This window comes from Bacillus sp. FSL R10-2780, assembly GCF_038006125.1.
Taxonomy (GTDB): Bacteria; Bacillota; Bacilli; order Bacillales; family Bacillaceae_G; genus Bacillus_A; species Bacillus_A cereus_U.
Genome location: NZ_JBBOUQ010000001.1, coordinates 2,191,860 through 2,215,641, shown reverse-complemented (window position 1 = coordinate 2,215,641; position 23,782 = coordinate 2,191,860). Strand labels below are relative to the sequence as shown.

Sequence of the window (23,782 nt, the reverse complement as noted above, 5' to 3'; positions counted from 1 at the left end):
ATAAGAAGTTTTTTGGAAGGGAAATGGAAGTGAACTGTCGAAGGGAGTGAAAACAGATTAAAGGTGGTGCTCTCATGAAACAGAAAGACGTGCAGACATGCTCTAATTGTGGTTCTCAAAACATAGGAGAAGGTGAGTTTGTCGGATATGCACAAATACGGAAAAAGGAAACGATGTTTACATCATCTCCAGTAGATGCTTATGTTTGTACGGATTGCGGGAATATCCTTTTATTAAAGGTACGGAATTATGAAAAGTTTAAGCAGAAGCCGTTATGATTATTGAGAAGTGGTAATATAAAACGTCGTATACGAAACATCTTACATTAAGTTAATACAAGTGACATTTTACATATATATGAGTACGCCTTAAAAAAAGAGATAAAAACATATACTGTATGAGATGCTCATCATTCATTACATAAACGGAAAAATATATAGAAGAAAAAGTAGTCATCTTAGAATGGTTCATAACGAAAACTCCTTTAAATGAATAAAGGAGTTTTTTGTTTTTTTAACAATAATCACCTTTAATTGTTATAATTGGTTATTGAGAGGTGTTATTTTATTAACGTAATAATCATAGAAAAAACAGCTAAATCGTATACAAAACCGCTATATAACATAATCGCAACCGTAAGTTGACAAAGTGCAACCGCAGGAAGATAGAGATGAGGGCAATGTTTACATACAATTTAGTTAAGAAAGCAAAGGGGGATACACATATGGGATTTGGTGAGAAGTTATTTAAATTAAGAAAGGAAAAGGGCCTCTCTCAAGAAGCATTAGCTGAAAATTTAAACACAACAAGGCAAGCAGTTAGTAAATGGGAGAATGGTCAAGGTTTTCCAGAAACTGAAAAACTAATAATGATTGGAAATATATTTGAAGTCTCTCTTGATTACTTATTAAAAGAAACTGCTGAGCAAAGTAATGAAAAGGAAAATGGTTATTATGTAAGTAAGGAAATGGCGGAAGGGTATGTAGTGTATGGGCAAAAAATTTCTAAATATATCGCATTAGGATTTAGCTTGCTTATTTTATCTACAATACCGTATTTATTATTTAAAGAAAATGCAACAATGTCTACATTCCTTGTCATTATCATTGCTGTCCTTGGAATTGGAGCGATGATGGTACCTGTAACGATAGAAGAGAGTCGATACAATGTATTAAAAAAGGAAGAACTACTATTTGATCAAAACTTTCTAAAAGAATTGACAAAAAGATATGCGACTATTAAGAAGAAGTATGCGGCAGTAGTGATCGTTGGATTTTGTTTTATCGCGGCAGGAGCAATACCATTTTTGTTTGAGAAAAAGCATATCACTTCAGGAGAGCTCGTGCAGTATTATCCTTACTGTGTTGTTCTTATTGCTATAGGTTTCTATCTTTTCGTTCGTGTTTTAGGAGTGTTAGAAACGTATAAACTTTTAGTTGAAAATGAAGAGTACAGTAATCGTTTCATTTTTAAGTTAAAAAAGAAAGTAAGAAAAAAGGTAGATAGTTTTTAAATTGGAGAGAACCATGTTTTGTATCGTGTGTATTTAAAACATGGTTCTTATTTAGTAGAATTATTTCCAAAGAAATAATTCAGAAAATACAGAAAAATGTCGTAATTATTTGTAGAAGTCTGTTATAATGAACGAAATGAAAACGCTTTAAAGGGAGGATGTAAACAATATGATGATGAATGTACCTCTAACAATTAGTTCTATGATGGAAAGGGCAGAAAAACTATTCCCAAAGAAAGAAATCATTTCACGGACACATGATACAGTTACGACATTAACGTATAAGCAGCTAGGGGAAAGGACAAGAAGACTTTCCAGTGCGTTAAAAAAGCTTGGAATTAAAGAAGGCGAGCGCATAGGAACGTTAGCGTGGAATCATCATCGACATGTAGAAGCATATTTTGCTATTCCAGGTATTGCTTCCGTATTACACACAATTAATATTCGTTTATCTCCTCAACATATTTCATACATTATTCAACATGCAGAAGATCGTATTTTACTTATTGATGAAGATCTTGTACCACTCATTGAGAATATCCAGTCTGAATTATCGACTGTACAAGCATATATTATTATGACTGATAAAGAGGAGCTCCCAAAAACTACCCTTCAGCCTGTATATCATTATGAGAAACTTTTAGAAGACGGCGACCCAAATTTCCAATTTGTTAAAGATATTGATGAAAATACACCTGCTGGTATGTGTTATACGTCAGCGACTACAGGGAATCCAAAAGGTGTTGTTTATACACATCGTAGTACAGTGTTGCACTGTATGGCACTTGGATTAGCGGATACGACAGCTTTATCGGAAAGTGATGCAGCAATGGCTATTGTGCCAATGTTTCATGTGAACGCTTGGGGACTTCCTTTTGCAGCTACTTGGTTTGGGTCAAAACAAGTTCTTCCGGGACCGATGTTTACTCCGAAAATTTTATTAGAAATGATTCAAACTGAAAAAGTAACGATAGCTGCGGGTGTGCCGACAATTTGGCTCGGTGTTTTACAAGAGTTAGAAAATAATAGTTATGATTTATCTAGTATAACGAGATTACTATGCGGAGGCGCAGCTGCACCGAAAAGCGTTATTAAAGCGTTTGAGCAAAAATATAATGTTCCTTTCGTACATGCATATGGCATGACTGAAACGAGTCCACTCGTAACGCTTGCACGTCTAAAAAGCTATGAAACAGATTTGGCGTATGAAGAACAACTTGAGATAAGATCGAAGCAAGGATATCTTGTCCCTGGTGTAGAGATGAAAGTAGTCGGTACAAATGGTGAAGTGAAGTGGGATGGTACGGAGATGGGAGAACTATGTTTACGAGCGCCATGGATCGCTGCAAGCTATTATAACGATGAGCGTACGGTGGAAGGGTTCCGTGATGGATGGTTATATACTGGCGATGTCGTTACAGTCGATGAGGAAGGTTGCGTCAAAATTGTTGATCGTACGAAGGATGTTATTAAAAGCGGTGGAGAATGGATTTCCTCCGTTGACCTTGAAAATGCTCTAATGGCACATGACGCTATATTTGAAGCGGCTGTCGTTGCAATTCCACACCCGCAGTGGCAAGAGCGTCCAGTTGCCTGCGTTGTACAAAAGAAAAATAGCACTGTTACAAAAGAGGAACTATATGAATTTTTAAAACCACAGTTTGCGAAGTGGTGGTTACCAGACGATATTGTATTTATGGAGGAAATTCCGAAAACATCTGTTGGGAAGTTTTTAAAACAGGCGCTTAGGAAAGAACTTGAGCATTTGCATAAAGAGAAGTGATTGAATTTACATTTGTAAACTTATGTAGAAATAAGGTTGACAAAGGGTGGATAGAAAGATAATATAACTCCTATAATATGTTATCTAAAATATAATTTAAGTTTACAAATAGGAGAAGCAAATATGAATACAAAAAACTTAGTTTTCGTCGCTTTATTTAGTTCTATTATGGGAGTGTTAGGGTTAATACCTCCAATTGCTCTTGCTATTACACCAGTTCCGATTACATTACAATCACTTGGTGTTATGCTTGCTGGTGGACTGTTAGGATCACGTCTCGGTGCATTAAGTCAGCTTATTTTCTTACTTATAGTTGGAGTTGGAGCACCATTACTTGCTGGTGGACGCGGGGGTCCAAGTGTATTTGTTGGGCCAAGTGCAGGATATTTACTTGGTTATATCGTTGGAGCGTTTGTCATTGGATATTTAATTGAGCGTTTACGTGAAGTTTCTATTATAAAAGTATTATGCATTAATATAATTGGTGGTATTTTCGTAGTTTATGTATTTGGTATCATTGTCCAAGCTTTCGTAATGGATATTTCCGTATGGGAAACGATGAAAGTAAGTGTCGTATTTTTACCAGGTGATTGCATAAAGGCGACTATAGCAGCGATTCTTGTGACAAGATTACATCGCTCATTGAAACATATTATTACGCCTGCTTTAAAGAATAAAAAAATTACAAATGCAGGATAAGAAAAAGGAGAAATACGTTACTTGCGTGTTTCTCTTTATTATTTTGTAAAGAAAGGACGTCACATATGGGGATTACAAAAGAATACAAAAAGTATGCCTCTTTACAACCGAATAAAATAGCGATTAAAGAAAATGATAGAGTGTTAACATATAAAGATTGGTTCGAGTCAGTTTGTAAAGTAGCAAACTGGTTGAATGAAAAAGAATCGAAGAATAAAACAGTAGCAATTGTATTAGAAAATTGTACTGAGTTTTTACAAATATTTGCGGGTTCCGCAATGGCTGGATGGGTTTGTGTGCCGTTAGATATAAAATGGAAACGAGATGAACTTAAAGAAAGAATATCGATTAGTAAACCGGATATTATTGTGGCGGAGCAGTATAGGCTTAGTGATATATCGTGCGAAGAAGGAAGGGTTATTGAGATTGAAGAATGGAAAGAAATGATTGAGAACTATCTTCCTACATATCATCCTGTAGAAAATGTACAAAACGTTCCTTTTTATATGGGATTTACATCAGGATCGACTGGGAAAGCAAAAGCATTTTTACGTGCTCAACAGTCATGGGTACATAGTTTTGATTGCAATGTACATGATTTTTATATGAAAAATACAGATTCTATTTTAATAGCTGGGACGCTTGTTCATTCTTTATTCTTATATGGAGCAATAAGTGCCTTATATTTAGGACAAACGGTACATATAATGAGAAAGTTTGTACCAGTTCAAGTGCTATCTAGTATAAAGATAGAGAATATTTCTGTAATGTATACAGTCCCTACAATGCTTGAGTCTTTGTATAAAGAAAATAAAGTAATTGAAAGTGAAATGAAAATTATTTCGTCAGGAGCGAAATGGGAAGCTGAAGCAAAAGAAAAGATGAAAAATGTGTTTCCTTATGCAAAAAGATATGAGTTTTACGGTGCATCTGAGCTAAGCTTTGTAACGGCATTGGTTGAAGAAGAGAGTGAAAGAAAACCGAATTCAGTAGGGAAACCTTGTCATAATGTACAAGTTCGAATATGTAATGAAGCAGGAGAAGAAGTGCAGAAAGGCGAGGTAGGAACTGTTTATGTGAAAAGTGATCAGTTTTTTATGGGATACATATTGGATGGGGTTTTAATTCCAGAGTTGACTGTAGATGGTTGGATGACAGTGAGAGATGTAGGTTATCAAGATGAAGAGGGATTTATATACATTGTCGGTAGAGAGAAGAATATGATTATTTTTGGAGGAATCAATATTTTCCCAGAAGAAATAGAAAGTGTATTACAGACACATCCAGCTGTTGATGAAATAGTTGTTGTTGGTATAAAAGATAGTTATTGGGGTGAAAAACCTGTCGCTATCGTAAAAGGAAGTGCTACGAAGCAACAATTAAAGAGCTTTTGCCTACAACGATTATCCTCTTTTAAAATACCGAAAGAATGGCATTTTGTAGATGACATCCCTTATACAAGTAGCGGGAAAATAGCTCGTAATGCAGCAAAAAGTATCATTGGAAATCAGGAGAAGATATATGAATAGAGCAGTTATTGTAGAAGCGAAAAGGACACCCATTGGTAAGAAAAATGGGATGTTGAAAGATTATGAAGTTCAGCAATTACTAGCGCCGCTTCTTACGTTTCTAAGTAAAGGAATTGAGAGAGAAATAGATGATGTCATACTAGGTAACGTCGTTGGACCAGGAGGTAACGTTGCAAGATTATCTGCTTTAGAAGCGGGACTCGGTTATCATATTCCTGGTGTAACGATTGACCGGCAATGTGGTGCTGGATTGGAGGCAGTACGTACGGCGTGTCATCTCATTCAAGGGGGAGCAGGTAATTGTTATATCGCTGGGGGAGTAGAGAGTACAAGTACGTCACCTTTTCAAAATAGGGCGCGGTTTTCGCCTGAAACAATTGGGGATCCAGATATGGGATTAGCGGCTGAGTATGTTGCAGAGCAGTATAACATAACAAAAGAGATGCAAGATGAATATGCTTGTCTTAGTTATAAAAGAACGCTGCAAGCATTAGAAAAAGGATATATACAAGAAGAGATACTACCTCATTATTTTAATGGATTATTAGATGAATCTATAAAGCGAGAAATGAATTATGAAAGAATGATAAAGAGAACGAAACCTGTATTTTTACAAAATGGAACAGTAACAGCAGGTAATTCGTGTGGTGTAAATGACGGGGCATGTGCTGTTCTTGTAATGGAAGAGGGGCAAGCCCGGAAATTAGGATATAAGCCTGTTCTTCGTTTCGTTCGCAGTGCTGTAGTTGGAGTGGATCCAAACCTTCCGGGAACTGGTCCGATATTTGCTGTACAAAAACTACTTAGAGAAATGAATTTAGTGATAGAAGATATTGATTGTATTGAGATGAATGAAGCGTTTGCCGCTAAAGTTGTTGCATGTGCGCAAACGTTACAAATTCCGTATGAAAAGTTAAATGTAAATGGTGGTGCAATAGCGCTTGGTCATCCGTACGGTGCGTCTGGAGCTATGCTTGTAACACGTTTGTTTTATCAGGCACAAAGGGAGCATATGAAATACGGAATTGCGACGTTAGGAATTGGTGGGGGAATTGGGCTTGCTCTTTTATTTGAAAAAGTAGAAGACTAGCAAGTTAACTAGTTTTCTACTTTTTCAGGAATATAGGCGTTGCTACCAGGTTTTGCTTTTATTTCGTTCCAAGCAGCGATAGCATCTGTTTTTGATTTTCCTTTGTTGCTTGGGTCTTCGAAAAAAGAACGAGTAAAACGATTGTATTCAAACTGTGCGCTGATGGTTGTTTTATAAGAGGGGTCTTTTTTACGTTTGTTTTCTTCATGCCAAAACGTTATCGCGTCTTCATACGTTTTTCCGATATTCTTTTTAAAAAACTTTTGAAGGGCTACTGTAAAGCGGAAATTCCCTCTAATTTTTTCTTTGAAAAAAGCACGTACATCTTCACTACAGCGGTGATTTTCAGTGATAATCGTTTGAAGAGAAAGGTCTTTATGAGAGAGGGGAGCTTTACTTACTTTTTGATGAAAACTATTTTTGAATATTTTACCTGTATTTAAATAATGTGAGATACGCTCTGTTATTTCAATTTTAGAGCCACTAGCTGGTAAATCGTGCTCACGACAAAATGTTTGCAGTTCTGTTTTTAACCAATAATAGTTTTGGAAATCTTCAAGAGATATAGTTTTTGTTAAAGGTGGACGCATGAATGTAACAACTTCTTTCTTCCATAATTTTCTTTAATTATAAAACGTACGTTCTTTTTATGGAAGGATTTATTTGTAAATTTAATAGAAAAAGGGGAGAGATTATGACGAATGTAATGTAAGTTCGGGTTACTGGAATTTTAATTGAAGACGAAAAGGTATTGCTAGTAAAACAAAAAGAGATGCCACCTAGTCAAAAAGCTTCACTAGATGACATCTTCCTCATAAAATAATCTACACTGCTGACTGTAAAGAAGAAACAAGCCGACTTAAAAACTCATCTCCACTCATAATTGCTTTCCCACCGCCGCGAGCACTCTTTTTATTTCCGCCACCTTTTCCTTCAATTGTAGGAAGGGCATCTTTTAAAAGAGCATTCATATCGAGTGTCACTGCTTTACCACAAGCAAGAATACATTGTAGTTTGTCATCATTTTCAATGACAAAATACGTAATTGCATGCTCTTGTTGTTCTGTAATAATAGCAGAAAGTTTTGCGATTTCTTGCATGGAACGATTTATAAATACTTTAGAAATAAGTGTTCCAGCGTGTATTTCTTCTGGCTGTTGCAATAATTCATTCGCTTCTGCAAATAATAATTTTTCATTCATTGCTTGTACTGCTTTTTCGTTTTCTTTTTGAGAAGTAAGAATCTGTGCTACTTTTGCTGGAATATCAGTTTCGCTACTGTTTAATTGTTTAGAAACATCTTTCATAATTTGTTGCTGTTGTCCCATTAGTTTAAGTGTGCGCCAACCAGCGATAAATGTTAAGCGGATGCCACCTTTATTGCGCTCCCAATTAAGTACTTGAATAGGACCTACTTCACCTGTACGTTTCGGATGCGTTCCACCACAGCCGTTGTAGTCGAAATTTTCGATAATAACAACGCGTATATTTTCTGTCATAGTAGGTTCTTTACGAAGAGGTAATGTTTTCGCTTCTTCTAAGTTCATCCACTGGGTATGGATTGGATGGTTTTCAAAAACAATTTTGTTGGCAATTTGCGCTGCTTTTTCAACCGTTTCTGTAGGAAGATTTTCCGTTTCTAAATCAATTGTTACCGTTTCTTTTCCGAGATGGAACCCAATTGTTGGTATGTCAAAATGGTCCCAAAAAGCAGCAGATAAAATGTGCTGAGCTGTATGTTGCTGCATATGATCAAAACGGCGCTCCCAATCTATTTTACCCTCTACTTCTTCTGTATGTAATTGTTCTATTATGAAATGACGAATTTCTCCATTTACTTCTTCAACGTTACTTACCGGAATACCATTTAAAGTTCCAGTGTCGTGTGGTTGTCCGCCGCCTGTTGGGTAAAATGCAGTTTCATTTAAAACAACATATAAGTTTCCTTCTGTATCATGCTCTTGTTTTATAACTTTAGTTGTAAAGGTTTGCTGATAAGCATCGTTGTAATATAATTTTTTCTCCAATTTTCTTTCTCCTTTCTCATTCACTAGTTTCATTGTAAAGCAATTGAAATAAGTTTCCTAATATTTCAGAAGAAAGAAACTATTTTTAGAATTTTCTTGCTATAATAAGAAAAAGAAAATGCGGGGGTGGAATGAAAATGCTATATGAAAACGGCGTAGATAAGCTGCTTAGTTTAAGCAGAAATATTTCCGAATTATATCGAGAATTAAATGAGATGACCCGGATTTTAACGGAATGTAATCGAGAAAGTGTGAAATTTGATCGGTTATATGTAAAGGAGTTACTTTGGAAAAAAGAAGATGTAATGGAGAAGTATGATCAATTACTCGTCCAGCTTTGTGTTAATGAATGCTTTGATTTAAAAAGTGTAATCACTGGCGAATATAAGTATACATATGAAGAAGTAGAAAGCATTGTTTTAGAATTTAATGAAAAGTATAATGTAGCTATTTTGATTAAAGATGTTTGTAAAGAACTACAGTTTACATATGGAATTGATATGGAGATAACGAGAACAGCTCGGGTATAAACATTTCAAGTATAGAAAAAGGAAGAAGAAAGCAGGTCCTTTGCTTTCTTTTTTTATGTAGGAAAAGAGAGAGTAGGTTTAAAGATGAAGGGGAAGTTACAGCATATTCATCCACTTGGAATGAGTATCATTATAGGGACATTATTTGCTAGGTTTGCAACTTCAATGAGCATTCCTTTTTTAGCGATTTATTTAACGACTGTTAAAGACGTATCGGCTGGAATGACCGGTGCTATCATTGGAACGAGTGCGCTTGTTGGAGTTTTTGCTAGTTTTATTGGGGGGAATTTATCGGATCGATTTGGCCGGAAAACGATTATGATGTGGTCCATGATTGTTTGGGTTTTTGTATTTATAGGGTTTTCAGTTGCAGATCATGTTTTTAGTTTCTTTCTATTAAACGCTTTGAATGGGTTATGTCGGTCTTTTTTTGAACCGACATCAAGAGCTTTATTATCAGATTTAACAAAACCAGAGTATCGTTTACTTGCTTATAACTTGCGGTATGGTGCAGTAAATGTCGGGGTAGCTGTTGGTCCAATTGTGGGATTGCAGCTCGGAAGTGCAAAATCAACAATTCCTTTTTTAGTAGCCGCTGGAGTGTACATTTTATATACAGTTATATTAGCGCTTCAATTTAAGAAATATCCACTTGATAAAAAGAAAGTAACTACAAAAAATCCGGTCACAATGTTAAGTGCGGTTCGGATTTTGCGAAAAGACATAGTATTTTTAGTGGCTTTAGTCGGGATTATTTTGAGTAATAGTGGTTTTTCACATTTAACGACGACACTATCTCAATATTTTGCAAACGCACATATATTTCAAGATGGAGTAAAACTGTTCTCATATATGCTAACTTTAAATGCAATTACAGTAGTAGTTATTCAATACCCTGTTATTCAAATGTGTAAAAAGTATACGCCGTTAGCGTCTATTATGGTTGGAACGTTATTTGTGAGCGGGGGATTGTTTGGATTTGGACTAGTAGAATCTATGTTAGGGGCTGCTATATGTACAATTATTTTTACATTCGGAGAAGTATTAATGTTTTCAATGACAGATGTATTTATTGATGAGATAGCTGTTTCACATTTGAAAGGGACATATTTTGGAGCTATGGGTTTTTCAGGAATTGGTGGAGTAATCGGGCCATGGTTTGGTGGGATACTTCTCGATTATTATGGGTATCAAAATGGCTTTTTAGTATTTTTAATATTAGCTATATTTTCAAGCATAGCGTTCCCAGTTCTTTTAGTGACAAAAGGTTTATTGAAAAAAAGATACTTTAGAAATTCTAAAATAGAAATACATGCGAAATAACATAAGCCCGAGCAAACTAAAAGGTTGCTCGGGCTTATATTTGTATTTATATCAATCGTTAATTCGAAAAAAGACTTTTTCTTCATGCTTATTGGCAACTTCGTTTTTGGAAATATGAATGGCTAAATATCCATTCTCTAAGCAGGCTAGCATCTTCTTGTAAATGATATTAGCAGGTAAAGGAATGATCCGCTGTAAAGAAGTGTTTTTATGAAGTATGCAAATGTTTAGGCCTGTCTCCATCTTTTTAATGAGTACATTTTGTGCAGTTGCATTTGGTACATCTGTTTCCAAAATGTATTCTTGTTCTGTTTCACAAAGGTCAATATGAATTTGATTTGGAAAACTAAAGTTACTACAAGAATCAGAACAAAATTGATCCATCCATTCTTCGAAACCATCAACATGAAAAAGACAATCCTTCTTTTTCTTGCCCATGTAAGACACCCTCCGTAAAATCTCAATTCATACTATGTTATGCATGAATGAACTAGAGGTGAAGAATAAATGAAAAAATATAAACATTGTATGTGGCAAAGGTAGCTAGTGTGAATATTTTGTTTTACATATCATGATGCGCATGATTTTTTTGACGAGAATGGTTACGGTTTTTTACTTTATGAGATCCGCTTAATGGTTCAGGTTGGCCTTTTTTTTCTTTAGATTCACGATTGTTTTTACCCATTGTATATAACACCTCCTCTTCCTATTAGAATGAGAGAAGTTTGCGAATTTATACGAGAATGTTTTTAGAAAAAAAGGTAAAGATAAATGGGACTAACTATTATAGAAAGGGGATTGTATAATGCCATATCATAAAGATAAACAACAAGCTTTTCAAGCTGCACAGCAAGGAGTTACACAAGCAGAAAATACATTTAACAACATTGTAAAAAATGATCCAAACTACGGTCATGATTTAAAAGAGTTACGCCAAGAGGTCCAGGAAGCGTATGAACAGATTCAAAATGCGCTAGAAGTAGCTTCGGAAACACAACGTCCACAACTTGAGCAATACGAAAATAATCTCCAAAATATTATGCGAAATGTAGATCAATTAGAAAAGTAAATGAGGTTGTTGTGTATTCGACAACCTTATTACTTTAACGAACGCTATGTTGAAACAGAAGGTTTTTCTATTAGTTTTTTCTTTACTATGCGCAGTACATATATTTCAAGTGGAAAAAGTGGAAGCGAAAATGTTGCTCAGAAAAGAACTAGAGCCAACTGGCTATGTAACGTGGGAAGTGCCAAATAATGAAAAGGTTATTGCAATTACGTTTGATGATGGACCAGATCCAACATATACGCCGCAAATTCTAGATTTATTACATCAATATAAGGCAGAAGCGACTTTTTTTATGATTGGATTTCGAGTTCAGCGTAATCCATATTTAGTAAAGCAAGTGTTGAAAGAAGGACATGAAATTGGAAATCATACGATGAATCATTTGTATGCGAGTAATTCATCAGATGAAAAATTAGAACATGATATTTTAAATGGAAAGAAATATTTTGAAAAATGGGCGAAAGAACCTTTATTGTTCCGTCCACCAGGTGGATATATTAATGATGCTGTATTTACTACGGCAAAAAGAGCTGGGTATCAAATTGTTCTATGGTCATGGCATCAAGATCCTCGTGATTGGGCGAATCCAGGTACTGGATCCATAGTAAATCATGTTGTGAAAAATGCTAAAAGTGGAGATATTGTACTGTTGCACGATGGAGGAAGTGATCGTAGTCAAACAGTGGCGGCATTAGCAAAAATTTTACCTGAGCTGAAAAAGCAGGGTTATCGATTTGTAACAGTTTCGGAGTTGTTACGTTATAAACATTAGAGAAAATCCCAAAAGGTATACCTTTTGGGATTTTTCGTTACTGATTCTTTTTTCGTTTCTTATTATTTTGTCGCTCTGCTGGTGTTAAAGGTTCGTTTGCGAACTCTTCGTTATAACCAGTTCCTTGTCCTTGTGCGGATGCAGCATTCATTCCTGAAATAATATGATTGGCTTTTCGTTTACCCATTTTTCTCACCTCTATAATGTTTTTTATAGACGAACTATGAGTTGTTCATAGCATATATGAACGTAAAGTAAAACGCTGAAAGAGTGATTTACTTTATAGTAATAGTATTAATAAAGAGCATGGACACTATTCAAATTTAGAAAGATAAAGAAAACTTATGATAATCCATAAGTTTCTTATTATTTACTTATTTAGAAAGTTGTAATAAGATATTATCGTAAGGTATTGAAAAGTTTGTCTACATTTTATATTCAGACAACTTAGTCACGTTTAACAGGGGGGAAACATAATGGTCAAACATAATCCATTTCAATCACGTGCAACTTTTGAACTAGATGGAAAGACGTATCATTATTATCAATTGAAAGCGCTTGAAAACGCAGGGGTTGGCAACGTATCTCAATTACCATATTCCGTTAAAGTTTTACTTGAATCTGTGCTTCGTCAAGTAGACGGACGCGTAATTACAGAAGAACATGTTACAAATTTAGCGAAATGGGGAACGAAAGATGTTCAAGATATCGATGTTCCGTTTAAACCATCTCGTGTAATCTTACAAGACTTCACAGGTGTTCCAGCTGTTGTAGATTTGGCTTCGCTTCGTAAAGCAATGGCAGATATGGGCGGGGATCCTGATAAAATTAATCCAGAAATTACTGTAGACCTTGTAATTGACCACTCTGTACAGGTTGATAGAGCGGGTACAGCAGACTCGCTTGCATTCAACATGGACTTAGAGTTTAAACGTAATGAAGAACGTTATAAATTTTTAAGCTGGGCACAGAAATCATTTGATAACTACCGTGCAGTTCCACCAGCAACAGGTATTGTACACCAAGTAAACCTTGAATATTTAGCACCGGTTGTTCATGCGGTGAAAAATGCTGAAGGTGACTTAGTTGCATACCCAGATTCATTAGTTGGAACAGACTCACATACAACAATGATTAATGGTATCGGTGTTCTTGGATGGGGCGTTGGTGGTATTGAAGCAGAAGCAGGAATGCTTGGACAGCCTTCATATTTCCCAGTGCCTGAAGTAATCGGTGTGAAATTAACTGGTACACTTCCAAGTGGTACAACAGCAACTGATATTGCATTAAAAGTAACACAAGTGTTACGTCAAAAAGGTGTAGTTGGTAAATTTGTTGAGTTCTTCGGTAGTGGACTAAAGAGCATGCCTTTAGCTGACCGTGCAACAATTTCAAATATGGCACCAGAATACGGTGCAACTTGTGGATTCTTCCCAATCGACGACATTTCATTAGAATACTTACGTTTAACAGGTAGAGATGAAGAGCAAATTCGCGTTGTTGAAGAATATTGTAAAGCAAATGGCTTGTTCTATACAGCAGACAGTAAAGATCCAATCTACACTGATCTTGTTGAAATTGATTTAAATACAATTGAATCTAACCTTTCTGGACCGAAACGTCCGCAAGATTTAATCCCGCTTTCAAATATGAAAGAGGAGTTCCATAAGGCTGTTGTAGCACCAGTTGGAACACAAGGACTTGGATTCAATGAGCAAGAGTTTGATAAAGAAGTGAAAGTTACATTAAAAGATCAAGAAGTAACGATGAAAACAGGCGGAATTGCAATCGCTGCGATTACAAGCTGTACAAATACGTCAAATCCATACGTATTAATTGGAGCAGGTTTAGTTGCGAAGAAAGCAATTGAAAAAGGACTTAAAGTACCTGGTTACGTAAAAACATCATTAGCACCAGGATCTAAAGTTGTTACAGAGTACTTAGATAAGTCTGGTTTAACAACGTATTTAGATCAATTAGGTTTCCAAACAGTTGGTTACGGCTGTACGACTTGTATCGGTAACTCTGGTCCATTAGCAGAGGAATTAGAAGAAGCAATCGCAGCAAACGATTTATTAGTAACATCTGTTTTATCTGGTAACCGTAACTTTGAAGGTCGTATTCATCCACTTGTAAAAGCAAACTACTTAGCATCACCACCACTTGTTGTGGCATATGCACTTGCAGGTACTGTTGATATTGACCTGAAAAATGATGAAATCGGTAAAGATGTAAATGGTAATGCTGTTTACTTTAATGATATTTGGCCATCAGCTAAAGAAATTGAAGATGTAGTTCAAAGTGTTGTTACATCTGAATTGTTCAAAAAAGAATATGCACAAGTATTTAACAGCAATGAGCGCTGGAATGAAATCCAAACTTCAAATGAAGCTTTATATACTTGGGATAATGATTCAACATACATTCAAAACCCACCGTTCTTCGAAGGATTATCTAAAGAGCCAGGTGAAGTTGAAACATTATCAGGTTTACGCATCGTTGGTAAATTTGGTGATTCTGTAACGACAGACCATATTTCACCAGCAGGTTCAATTGGTAAACATACACCAGCTGGACGTTATTTACTAGAAAACGGCGTACAGCCAGTTGACTTTAACTCTTACGGTTCTCGTCGTGGTAACCATGAAGTTATGATGCGTGGTACATTCGCAAATATCCGTATTAAAAACCAGATCGCACCAGGAACAGAAGGCGGATATACAACATATTGGCCAACTGGTGAAGTAACATCTATCTATGATGCTGCTATGAAGTATAAAGAAGATGGCACAGGCCTTCTAGTTGTTGCTGGTAAAGACTACGGTATGGGAAGTTCTCGTGACTGGGCTGCGAAAGGTACAAACTTATTAGGTATTAAAGCAGTAATCGCAGAAAGCTTCGAGCGTATTCACCGCAGTAACTTAGTGTTAATGGGCGTATTACCATTACAATTTAAAGATGGCGAAAGCGCTGAAACGTTAGGTCTTGTTGGTGACGAGTCATTTGAAATTCAAATTGACAAAACAGTTAGACCACGCGATCTTGTAAAAGTAGTTGCAATCGATTCAGAAGGAAAAGAGAAGCAATTTGAAGTAGTAGCTCGTTTCGATAGTGAAGTTGAAATTGACTACTACCGTCACGGTGGTATCTTGCAAATGGTTCTTCGTTCGAAAATCGAAGAGTCTAAAGTGTCGAACTAAACGGATTCAACAATATTTGTTGAATGTATATTTTAAAGAGGGATGAGATTTTCTCATCCCTCTTTAGTATGAAAAAACATCGGTATATTTAAAGGCCTCTAAGTGGAAACCTTATTGTCAGTTAATGTGGGATGGATTAAAGCGTTTTGTAAAATTAAGGGGGAATTAAAGTTGCATATCCCCTGTTAATGGTAAAATTAAATGAAATGAAAGGAATATTCATGCGATAAGATATTTTTCGAAATGAATAAAAAATCCGACTAATAGTTGCTGCAAAAGAGGTGGAATATGCCAAAAAGATATTCGGGAGTCATAATTACTTACATACTGTTTTACTTGTCCATTTATTTATTCGAACCGATTTTTATAACTTTATTTAATTTAACAACGGAAGCGGCCAATGCCTATGGTAGAATCTTAGGTTATTTTTTAGCTTTTATAGTAATTTTAATATTGATGAAACCTGATATTGAAAGAGGTTCTTCTAATGCTTATCCGCCAAAAAAAACTATATTATGGTGTATCTATGGTGTTCTTATTTATTTTTTAGTTCAAGCTATTTATGGATTAATAGCTATTGTTGTATTTAATATGGATCCTAACTCAGAACACTCAGAAATGATAAAAACCAAATTTATATCTTTTCCATTTATAATAGTGAATATTGCAATTTTCGGTCCTGTAATGGAAGAGGTTTTAACAAAAAAAATTATTCTTGATACGTTACGCAAACGAACAAATGTCTACATTGCGTGTTTAATTACGTCTCTTGTATTTGCATTACTTCATATGGAGTTGGCAAGTGTTATTCCTTATACTTTAGCAGGATTGGTGTATGCTTTTTTATATGTAAAAACTAATAGATTGATCGTGCCTATTATTGTTCATATGACAATAAATACACTTGCTATTTTAATGAAACTTATATAGTAATACATATCGGCATTTAATAGGTCGTTGGCAGAAGAATATCCCTAGATAAAGTAGTGATTTTTATTTTATGTTTTGGAAATTAGGTTTTTAAAATAATATGAGTAAACAAAGAGGAAAGGGATGAAACCAAATTGGTTTCATCCCTTTCCTTTTATTATGCAAAATTGGAGGAATGACAATGAATGAGTATAGAAGAATAATGTTGCCGCTACTACAAGAAAAGCTATTGCTAATTAGTGCGATTTGTAGCGGGATAGTAGCTGCCATTTTAAATTTATCCCGTCCGCTATTTATGGGGCTAATTGTAGATAACCTTATTCAGCGGGAGTTAAAAGGTGCGTATGTATATATTGCTTTGTTTGCAGGGAGCCGCTTTTTGATGTGGGTGAACAATCTGTTATTTGATTATGTAAGCTCAAAAGTAAGTCAGCGAATATTACGAGGGAAGCGTATAGATGTATTGCGTCATTTTTTCTTATTACCGTTTGAAGAAAGTGAGAAGGTAAAACAAGGAGAGTTAGAAACTTTGGTCGTGTCTGATATTCCGAACTGGATACGGTTATATGGATCTATATTAATTGAATATATTCATGCACTTGCGCAATTTATTGGTGCGTTCATAGCGCTACAACATATCGATGTACAGTTCATATGGTGGATAACTCCGTTTTTATTTTTAAGTGCAATGGTTCCAATGCTTATGGGGAAAAAAGTAAGAAATATTGCGAGTATTGCTCAAAAGAATCAATCAATTGTTGTAGAGATGATGTCACAATTTGTAAAAGGTATACAAGATTTGCGTAGTTTACAAAAAGAGAGCTGGGCAATTGGCTTATTTAAAGGAGTGACAGTAAAATCTTATAAAACAGAAGTAAAGAAGACGATGTTGCAACAGTGTATTGGGATAGTTGGAACGGTAATAGAAACAGGCGCATATGTAGTCGTTCTTATTATAGGTGCACAAAAAATAATGAAGGGGGAAATGGAAGTCGGTTCGCTTGTGGCGGTATTAGCTACAATTGAGATGTTATTTTTCCCCGTTCGTTATGCGAGTGATTTATTGATGATGACACAAGTTGCTATTGCTTCGGCCAGTCGAGTTTTTTGTTTTTTAGATATACAGGCTGAATACAGGAATGTAGAAAGAGCGATGGGAATGAGATTAACAAATGTTTCATTTCAAGAGAACGGTGAAGAGAGATGTAGAATTAAAAATATTCATTTGCAAATTAATCCTGGCGAACTCGTTATCATTTTGGGGGAAAGTGGTGCAGGAAAAACGACGCTTTTAAAATTAATCACGGGTTTATATAAACCGTCTAATGGTAGTATTACTTATTACGGTAATAAAGCTCGTATGACTACTATATGGCAGGAACCACGTTTTTTTCGAACGACAGTAAAAGAGAATATGTATTTTGGGGAAGGGGGCTTAGAAAAACAGTTAGAAAAAAATATGGAACTTGTAAATGCGAAGTCGATTATTAGGAGTTTATCTGAAGGTATTCAGACTGTACTACATAAAAGCGGTGAAGAGTTTTCGGGAGGAGAGAGAAAGCGTCTTGCGTTATTGCGAGCGATTGTATCAAATCCGAATCTCATTATTTTAGATGAACCGACTGCGGGATTAGATCCGAGTAATCAAGAAGTGGTTTGGAATATGCTGAAAGGGCTAGGAGGGAATGTAACGAGAATTGTGACGACACATGATCTCGAGAGGGCGATGATAGCAGATCGGGTTGTTGTCATGAGGAATGGAATTATTGTGGAATGTGGGGATCCTAGAGAATTATTAAATTGTAAGTCATTGTTTAAAGAGATGCTAATAAAAAGATAAGAGCTATATAGCGCTCTTATCTTTATTCACTCTTATTAAGTTGGTACGTATATGATTCAGTATCGCTAGTACTAAACTCTTTGACTAGAGTAAGTTCATTTGTATCCGGATTATATTTGAAAATTTTGACCGTATGTTCGCTACTTAGTGATGGATTATATTCTTGAATAGCAAATGTATTTTCAGCAATCTGTGTCATATTACTGGTGGAAACATTTTCTATGGAATCATGATTTGTAGAAATTTCAACGACTCTTTCACCGTTGAAAAATAAGAGAACGATTACTAAAATAACTAAACAAATTCGTATATAGCGAAGTTCTTTACTAATAGGGTTTTCTCCCAAAATAATCATCCTTTCTGTAACTATTGTATAGTAGTGGTGGTAGTCATCGTGAAGAAACTAACAATACCGAGACTTGCTAAAAGGATAAATGAGATTAAAGCGATATAGAGACAAATACGTCCAACTTGCTTTTTTTCAGGATCTTTACTGAAGAGCGAGATGATCCAAGTGATAATCCCGATTGGGGAAAATATAAAACTAAGAATATATAATAGTATTTTTTCAAATAAATTCATAAAAATCCCCCTTTTTGAAAGTTCTACATGTTCAGTTTTCTTCGTATTAGCGCTGCTGTTATGTAGGAAAGTACAGAATAAACAGCACTATAAATAATCCAAGCGTCTAAGTTTTGTGAAGCTAGGTGTATATCAAATTTAGAGACGATAATGAAAAATATAAGTGGAACAGTAAAAGAAATAATAATAGCAGCCCATTTGAATTTGTATAGCAAGCCGCTAAAACAAATACATAGTAATGGTAAAGTGAAGAAAACAAAAGAAAAAGGGTTGATAAGTAATTGTAAAATACATATCACCTCGAATTTTTATATGTATTTCTAATTATATGATAAAAAGGAAAATATTTCATCTTAGTTAAAAATATTCCGACTATTTTGAATGTGAATATTTCCAAGCTTGTCCGTATAAGCTAAAATAAGGTATATAGTATTTTGATGATTATGTTATAAGAAGATAAACACGTTAGGGTGATATAAAATGTGGCGGAAGCTTACGGTTATTGTAGTGTTACTTTGTTTAGCGGGATATGCAGCTTATGATCAGTTTGGTAAAAAAGATCAAGTAGTACAAGGGAAGCAAGAAAAAAGTGAAGCTGCTATGAAAGAGATGATTGCAAGGAATGGTATTGAAATAGGAAAGAATGCACCTGATTTTGAATTAACGAAGTTAGATGGAACGAATGTAAAGTTATCAGATTTAAAAGGAAAGAAAGTGATTTTAAACTTTTGGGCAACGTGGTGTGGACCTTGTCAGCAAGAAATGCCCGATATGGAGGCCTTTTATAAAGAGCATAAGGAAAATGTAGAAATTTTAGCTATAAATTATACTCCTTCAGAAAAAGGTGGGGGAGAAGAAAAGGTAAGCAACTTTGCGAAGGAAAAAGGAATTACTTTTCCTATTTTATTGGACAAGAACATTGATGTGACAACAGCGTATAAAGTAATTACGATTCCAACCTCTTATTTTATAGACACAAAAGGGGTCATTCAAGATAAGTTTATTGGACCAATGACACAAAAAGAGATGGAAAAAAGGATTGCTAAATTAAAATAATGTTGAAAAGGTAGAGGTGGAAAGTTATCATTTCTGCCTTTTCTTTTTCACGTAGTGATAGCAGCATGTTATGATAAAAGAAATATAAACGTTTAGAGATAAAGGGGTGTTTGGAGTGGGGAATGTATCCTTACCGTTAGATTATGTTGTAATTGATTTTGAAACAACAGGATTTAACCCTTATAATGATAAAATTATTCAAGTCGCAGCAGTGAAATATCGTAATCATGAACTAGTAGATCAGTTTGTTTCCTATGTGAATCCGGAGCGTTCAATTCCGGACCGAATAACGAGTTTAACAGGTATTACAAATTATCGTGTTTCAGATGCACCGACGATTGAAGAAGTATTACCCTTATTTTTAGCATTTTTACATACAAATGTAATTGTCGCTCATAATGCATCTTTTGATATGCGTTTTTTGAAAAGTAATGTAAATATGCTTGGGCTACCGGAGGCTAAAAATAAAGTGATTGACACTGTGTTTTTAGCAAAGAAATATATGAAGCACGCGCCTAATCATAAACTTGAAACGTTAAAGCGAATGCTTGGAATTCGCTTAAGTTCTCATAATGCATTTGATGATTGTATTACGTGTGCGGCAGTTTATCAAAGATGTGCATCTATTGAGGAAGAAGGAAAAAGAAAAGTGCAGAAAGAAGTGCTTGATGAAACGGTAGCATACGAAGCAGTAAAAGAAATTCTTATGCGAAATAAACGTGATATCGAATGGATTCGCTGTATGAATGTCGGGAGCTATTTAGATATAAAAGCTTTTTACCCAATTATTAGGATGAAGGTAAACGGGCGAAAGAAATATGTGTTAACAGAAAAAATGGAAGACGATGTAATTGGTATTTGTACGAGCTTAACGTGTGAGGCAGCATTGAAAAGTGAGATTGGCAACACGAGAATTATGATTGACAGTGTAGAGGACATTTTCAAGCTAGAGAGCTACATTTTAGAAGAATACGATTCTGTATTGCGAGCACTGCATGAATATAGAGTGAATGAAGAAGATGCTGATGAAGAAATTAAAAAATATTTAAATATAATGATGTGAAAAAATCCCATGCGTAATATTTGCGTATGGTTTTTTTGTTAAAACATAAAATTTTCTTACAAATCTGATTAAAGAGTTTTTCATTTGCTCATACTATGTAATAAGAAAACGTAGAAGAAAGGGTGAGCAGCATGAGAAGAAGTCGCCGTAGATCGTTTGAAGAACTTGTAAATGAAAATAAACAACAATTATTAAGCGATCGTGATGCAATCGATCGAATTGAAGAACGTATTGAAAAACGTTATGCAATGAAACTTTTTAAGCAGGCTGAATAATTCTTAACACTAGTACGATACTAGTGTTAAGGAGGCGATAGTAATGGGTAATCCGAAAAAGAATTCAAAAGACTTTGCACCAAATCAAATTGGAACACAATCGAAAAAAGCTGGTGGGAATAAAGGAAAGCAAATGCAAGACCAAACTGGTAAGCAACCGATTGTTGATAACGGTTAAAAAAGGAGAATGTTATCATTCTTCTTTTTTGTGAGGGAATTAAAGATATATTTTTAACAGGAATATGAAAAAAGGGCTGACTTTCGTCAGCCTTTTTTCGTGATTGTAAAGTTTTCGACGAGTAAACGCCAATTTTGTGGGAATGGTAGACCAATCTTCCAATAGCTGATGCCGCCTATTCCTTGTTCTTTCATTAAATTAAATTTACTTTGAACGGACCGTGAATCTTCAAACCAAACTTCATGTTGTACGCCGTTTTCGTCAAAGTAATTGAAATGAGGAGCTTGAGCCGTGAAATCATAGCGGATAGGAACATTGTATTTACGAGCTAGTGCAACAGCTGCAACAGAGCTAATTGCTTTTGCAGGTGGATTTCCTTGTTTGAACGGCAGTTTCCAATCGAAACCGTATAAATTTTGACCCATCATAATTTTTTGTGGTGGCATTTGAGATTTTGCATATTGAAGTACCTCTTTCACAGGACCAATAGGAGAAATCGCCATCGGTGGTCCGCCTTGCCAACCCCAGTCGTATGTCATAATGACGACGAAATCAACAATTTGTCCTTGTGCTTTATAATCATGAGCTTCAAAAAATTTCCCTTTTTGATTGGAACTTGTTTTCGGTACAAGCGTTGTACTTAATGTGTACCCGCTAGGTAAGCGCGTTTTTACATTTCGTAAAAAACGATTATATGCTTCGCGATCTTCAGGTGCTACATTCTCGAAATCAAAATGAATATCTCGCATGCCGTATTTTTCAGCTGTTTGCAAAATGTTCGTAATAAATTTGTTTTGAATCGTTGCGTCGCGTAAAAAAACAGATGCCAGTTCGGTACTGAAATTTCCATTTTCAATATTTGTAATAACGAGCATAGGGATGGTTTTACCTTGCGTTGCAATATTAGCGATTTTAGCTGTTTCGGTTGGTTCTTTTAAAGTGCCGTCTCGTTTTGCTTCGAAGCTGAAGTAGGCTAAATATGTTAAAAATGGATTAATAGCACGTGTAGCATTTACTAAACTTTCTTTTATCGGTATTGTTGAAGGTTGTAAATAAGCGATGGATTCTACTGCTCGTTTTGTTCCTTTCGGTATATATAATTGTTGTCCGACATGAAGAATAGATTTTAATGAAAGGTTATTAACTTTAGCTAAACTGGCGAGAGGAACGCTATATGTTTGAGAAATTCGATAAAGGCTGTCACCAGGCTGTACATAATAGTTATTGCCTTTTGTATTAACGATAAGTGCCTGACCAACAACGAGTGTTTCGGCTGGGTTTAGTCCATTGTCTTTTACAATTTCTTCAGGTGTAGATCCATATTTTGATGCTAAACTATAAACACTATCACCGCTACGAACAGTTACAATTTGAATCATGTGTTTGCCCCTTTCGGTAAAAGATTCACTGTTTTTATTTTATTTTTGATTCCACTGTATTATGATTAAATGTATGCAAGGTAGCAGAAGTGAAAGAAGGCGAATAGAAATGTTTGTAGCAGAACATGAAGTTGAAATCCGCTATGCGGAAACAGACCAGATGGGTGTTGTTTACCATTCAAACTATTTAGTGTGGCTGGAACTTGGGCGCACGAAACTTATACAAGAATTAGGATTTTCGTATGTTGAAATGGAGAAAGAGGGAATTATCTCTCCTGTATTAGACTTGCAAATTTCATATCGTAAAGCGATGCGTTACGGTGAAAAAGCAATTGTGAAAACGTGGATTGATACTTTGAGCCCGCTGCGTGTTGTATATGGTTATGAAATTTATAACGGTGATGGCGAGCTTTGTATTACTGCAAGTACAACGAATATTTGTGCGAAAAAAGAAGGGTTCCGCCCTGTATCATTTAAAAAATTATATCCTGAGTGGTATGCGAAATATGAGGAAATTAAAAAAAAATAAAAAAAAGCGTGGCAGAAGCCACGTTTTTTTTTATTTTTCATAATTAAATTGAGGGAAATCATCACCGTCGTTAAGTGTCACTAATAAATTATGTCCATCGAAGAACCACTCATCATCGCCTTCAATAAAGAAGTTAATACCTTCTTCTTGCATTTGAACAGCAGGATGCGCAGGATCATCTTTACGAATACCTAAAGAAAGTCCTTTTTGCACAGTACTGCAACCACCGTATTGTACGAAAAAGCGTATTGTTTCACCTGATTGTAAGTGTAATTCGTTTTTATACCATTGTGCTGCTTCTTTTGTTACGGAAAGATTCATGTATAGTTCCTCCAAATTATGTTGCTTTTTCTTTAGTATAAAAAATAACGCAAAAAGACGCTATTAATATGCTTCACGTTTTCTTTTTGCGTTA

Annotated in this window: 27 protein-coding genes and 1 pseudogene; 19 read left to right on the top strand and 9 right to left on the bottom strand. The window is 35.3% G+C overall.

The window, feature by feature from the left end; translation table 11 throughout:
• Positions 1-74: 74 nt before the first annotated feature.
• The 6 genes from NSQ47_RS11520 (at position 75) to NSQ47_RS11495 (ending at position 6,614) form a co-directional block, all read left to right on the top strand.
• Complete coding sequence (locus NSQ47_RS11520; protein ID WP_078174182.1) at positions 75-278, top strand: hypothetical protein; 204 nt, start codon at positions 75-77, stop codon at positions 276-278.
• Positions 279-724: 446 nt separating this feature from the next.
• Complete coding sequence (locus NSQ47_RS11515; protein WP_337360638.1) at positions 725-1,513, top strand: helix-turn-helix domain-containing protein; 789 nt, start codon at positions 725-727, stop codon at positions 1,511-1,513.
• Positions 1,514-1,682: 169 nt separating this feature from the next.
• Positions 1,683-3,296 (top strand): long-chain fatty acid--CoA ligase, encoded by a 1,614-nt coding sequence (locus NSQ47_RS11510; RefSeq protein WP_070139808.1) that lies wholly within the window; start codon positions 1,683-1,685, stop codon positions 3,294-3,296.
• A gap of 123 nt (positions 3,297-3,419) precedes the next feature.
• On the top strand, positions 3,420-3,995 hold the full coding sequence (locus NSQ47_RS11505) for a biotin transporter BioY (protein WP_002111152.1): 576 nt from the start codon (positions 3,420-3,422) through the stop codon (positions 3,993-3,995).
• Between the two features lie 65 nt (positions 3,996-4,060).
• Positions 4,061-5,524 carry an acyl-CoA synthetase gene (locus tag NSQ47_RS11500; protein ID WP_078180392.1) on the top strand — a complete coding sequence of 488 codons (1,464 nt, stop codon included), beginning with the start codon at positions 4,061-4,063 and terminating at the stop codon, positions 5,522-5,524.
• On the top strand, positions 5,517-6,614 hold the full coding sequence (locus NSQ47_RS11495) for an acetyl-CoA C-acyltransferase (RefSeq protein WP_341036966.1): 1,098 nt from the start codon (positions 5,517-5,519) through the stop codon (positions 6,612-6,614). Before NSQ47_RS11500 ends, NSQ47_RS11495 begins: the two co-directional genes overlap by 8 nt.
• An 8-nt stretch (positions 6,615-6,622) precedes the next feature.
• Here the strand turns inward: NSQ47_RS11495 and NSQ47_RS11490 are convergent, their stop codons facing one another.
• Complete coding sequence (locus tag NSQ47_RS11490; protein ID WP_341036963.1) at positions 6,623-7,204, bottom strand: DUF6434 domain-containing protein; 582 nt, start codon at positions 7,202-7,204, stop codon at positions 6,623-6,625.
• A gap of 59 nt (positions 7,205-7,263) precedes the next feature.
• Here NSQ47_RS11490 and NSQ47_RS11485 point away from each other — a divergent pair.
• Positions 7,264-7,383 (top strand): annotated as a pseudogene (locus NSQ47_RS11485) (NUDIX hydrolase); the annotation flags it as partial.
• 55 nt (positions 7,384-7,438) lie between these two features.
• Here the strand turns inward: NSQ47_RS11485 and NSQ47_RS11480 are convergent.
• Entirely contained in the window at positions 7,439-8,641 is a 1,203-nt protein-coding gene (locus NSQ47_RS11480; protein WP_341036962.1) for an alanyl-tRNA editing protein, read from the bottom strand.
• A gap of 131 nt (positions 8,642-8,772) precedes the next feature.
• Here NSQ47_RS11480 and NSQ47_RS11475 point away from each other — a divergent pair, with 131 nt between their 5' ends.
• Entirely contained in the window at positions 8,773-9,171 is a 399-nt protein-coding gene (locus NSQ47_RS11475; RefSeq protein WP_088099413.1) for a hypothetical protein, read from the top strand.
• Between the two features lie 84 nt (positions 9,172-9,255).
• Positions 9,256-10,494, top strand: coding sequence for an MDR family MFS transporter (locus NSQ47_RS11470; protein ID WP_341036960.1), 1,239 nt, complete (start codon positions 9,256-9,258; stop codon positions 10,492-10,494).
• Between the two features lie 51 nt (positions 10,495-10,545).
• On the opposite strand, the gene NSQ47_RS11465 is transcribed toward NSQ47_RS11470, so the two are convergent.
• Positions 10,546-10,932, bottom strand: a complete 387-nt coding sequence (locus tag NSQ47_RS11465) for an Hsp20/alpha crystallin family protein (RefSeq protein WP_016105830.1) — start codon at positions 10,930-10,932, stop codon at positions 10,546-10,548.
• Positions 10,933-11,056: 124 nt separating this feature from the next.
• Positions 11,057-11,179: a small acid-soluble spore protein P gene (locus NSQ47_RS11460; RefSeq protein ID WP_000517651.1), complete on the bottom strand. Its 123-nt coding sequence runs from the start codon at positions 11,177-11,179 to the stop codon at positions 11,057-11,059.
• Positions 11,180-11,299: 120 nt separating this feature from the next.
• Here NSQ47_RS11460 and NSQ47_RS11455 point away from each other — a divergent pair, with 120 nt between their 5' ends.
• On the top strand, positions 11,300-11,563 hold the full coding sequence (locus tag NSQ47_RS11455) for a hypothetical protein (protein ID WP_016105829.1): 264 nt from the start codon (positions 11,300-11,302) through the stop codon (positions 11,561-11,563).
• Positions 11,564-11,609: 46 nt separating this feature from the next.
• Positions 11,610-12,335, top strand: a complete 726-nt coding sequence (gene pdaB, locus NSQ47_RS11450; RefSeq protein WP_341036956.1) for a polysaccharide deacetylase family sporulation protein PdaB — start codon at positions 11,610-11,612, stop codon at positions 12,333-12,335.
• A gap of 37 nt (positions 12,336-12,372) precedes the next feature.
• Here pdaB and sspO read toward each other — a convergent pair whose 3' ends face one another.
• On the bottom strand, positions 12,373-12,522 hold the full coding sequence (sspO, locus tag NSQ47_RS11445) for a small acid-soluble spore protein O (RefSeq protein ID WP_002033549.1): 150 nt from the start codon (positions 12,520-12,522) through the stop codon (positions 12,373-12,375).
• A 289-nt stretch (positions 12,523-12,811) separates the two neighbouring features.
• On the opposite strand from sspO, the gene acnA reads away from it, so the two are divergent.
• The 3 genes from acnA (at position 12,812) to NSQ47_RS11430 (ending at position 18,305) form a co-directional block, all read left to right on the top strand.
• A complete protein-coding gene (acnA, locus tag NSQ47_RS11440; RefSeq protein WP_078174171.1) occupies positions 12,812-15,535 on the top strand; it encodes an aconitate hydratase AcnA in 2,724 nt (907 codons plus the stop codon).
• A gap of 288 nt (positions 15,536-15,823) precedes the next feature.
• Positions 15,824-16,465 carry a CPBP family intramembrane glutamic endopeptidase gene (locus NSQ47_RS11435; RefSeq protein ID WP_341036954.1) on the top strand — a complete coding sequence of 214 codons (642 nt, stop codon included), beginning with the start codon at positions 15,824-15,826 and terminating at the stop codon, positions 16,463-16,465.
• Positions 16,466-16,646: 181 nt separating this feature from the next.
• Positions 16,647-18,305, top strand: a complete 1,659-nt coding sequence (locus tag NSQ47_RS11430) for an ABC transporter ATP-binding protein (protein WP_341036952.1) — start codon at positions 16,647-16,649, stop codon at positions 18,303-18,305.
• Positions 18,306-18,327: 22 nt separating this feature from the next.
• Here the strand turns inward: NSQ47_RS11430 and NSQ47_RS11425 are convergent, their stop codons facing one another.
• Both NSQ47_RS11425 and NSQ47_RS11420 read right to left on the bottom strand, forming a co-directional pair.
• On the bottom strand, positions 18,328-18,660 hold the full coding sequence (locus tag NSQ47_RS11425; protein WP_341036951.1) for a YmzC family protein: 333 nt from the start codon (positions 18,658-18,660) through the stop codon (positions 18,328-18,330).
• Positions 18,661-18,671: 11 nt separating this feature from the next.
• Positions 18,672-18,887 carry a hypothetical protein gene (locus NSQ47_RS11420; RefSeq protein WP_088079090.1) on the bottom strand — a complete coding sequence of 72 codons (216 nt, stop codon included), beginning with the start codon at positions 18,885-18,887 and terminating at the stop codon, positions 18,672-18,674.
• 480 nt (positions 18,888-19,367) lie between these two features.
• Here NSQ47_RS11420 and NSQ47_RS11415 point away from each other — a divergent pair, with 480 nt between their 5' ends.
• From NSQ47_RS11415 to sspN, 4 genes are all read left to right on the top strand, one after another.
• Positions 19,368-19,943, top strand: coding sequence for a TlpA family protein disulfide reductase (locus tag NSQ47_RS11415; protein ID WP_088079088.1), 576 nt, complete (start codon positions 19,368-19,370; stop codon positions 19,941-19,943).
• Between the two features lie 115 nt (positions 19,944-20,058).
• Entirely contained in the window at positions 20,059-21,006 is a 948-nt protein-coding gene (locus NSQ47_RS11410) for a 3'-5' exonuclease (RefSeq protein ID WP_341036949.1), read from the top strand.
• Positions 21,007-21,137: 131 nt separating this feature from the next.
• Complete coding sequence (locus NSQ47_RS11405; RefSeq protein ID WP_002160927.1) at positions 21,138-21,281, top strand: FbpB family small basic protein; 144 nt, start codon at positions 21,138-21,140, stop codon at positions 21,279-21,281.
• A gap of 43 nt (positions 21,282-21,324) precedes the next feature.
• On the top strand, positions 21,325-21,459 hold the full coding sequence (sspN, locus tag NSQ47_RS11400) for an acid-soluble spore protein SspN (RefSeq protein ID WP_000527988.1): 135 nt from the start codon (positions 21,325-21,327) through the stop codon (positions 21,457-21,459).
• 86 nt (positions 21,460-21,545) lie between these two features.
• Here the strand turns inward: sspN and NSQ47_RS11395 are convergent, their stop codons facing one another.
• Positions 21,546-22,838: a glycosyl hydrolase family 18 protein gene (locus tag NSQ47_RS11395; RefSeq protein ID WP_002111131.1), complete on the bottom strand. Its 1,293-nt coding sequence runs from the start codon at positions 22,836-22,838 to the stop codon at positions 21,546-21,548.
• A gap of 109 nt (positions 22,839-22,947) precedes the next feature.
• On the opposite strand from NSQ47_RS11395, the gene NSQ47_RS11390 reads away from it, so the two are divergent.
• Positions 22,948-23,367: an acyl-CoA thioesterase gene (locus tag NSQ47_RS11390; RefSeq protein WP_002160928.1), complete on the top strand. Its 420-nt coding sequence runs from the start codon at positions 22,948-22,950 to the stop codon at positions 23,365-23,367.
• Between the two features lie 30 nt (positions 23,368-23,397).
• Here the strand turns inward: NSQ47_RS11390 and NSQ47_RS11385 are convergent, their stop codons facing one another.
• The gene (locus NSQ47_RS11385) at positions 23,398-23,688 is read right to left on the bottom strand and encodes a HesB/YadR/YfhF family protein (protein WP_002146331.1); all 291 of its coding nucleotides are present in this window, start codon (positions 23,686-23,688) and stop codon (positions 23,398-23,400) included.
• Between the last annotated feature and the right edge of the window lie 94 nt (positions 23,689-23,782).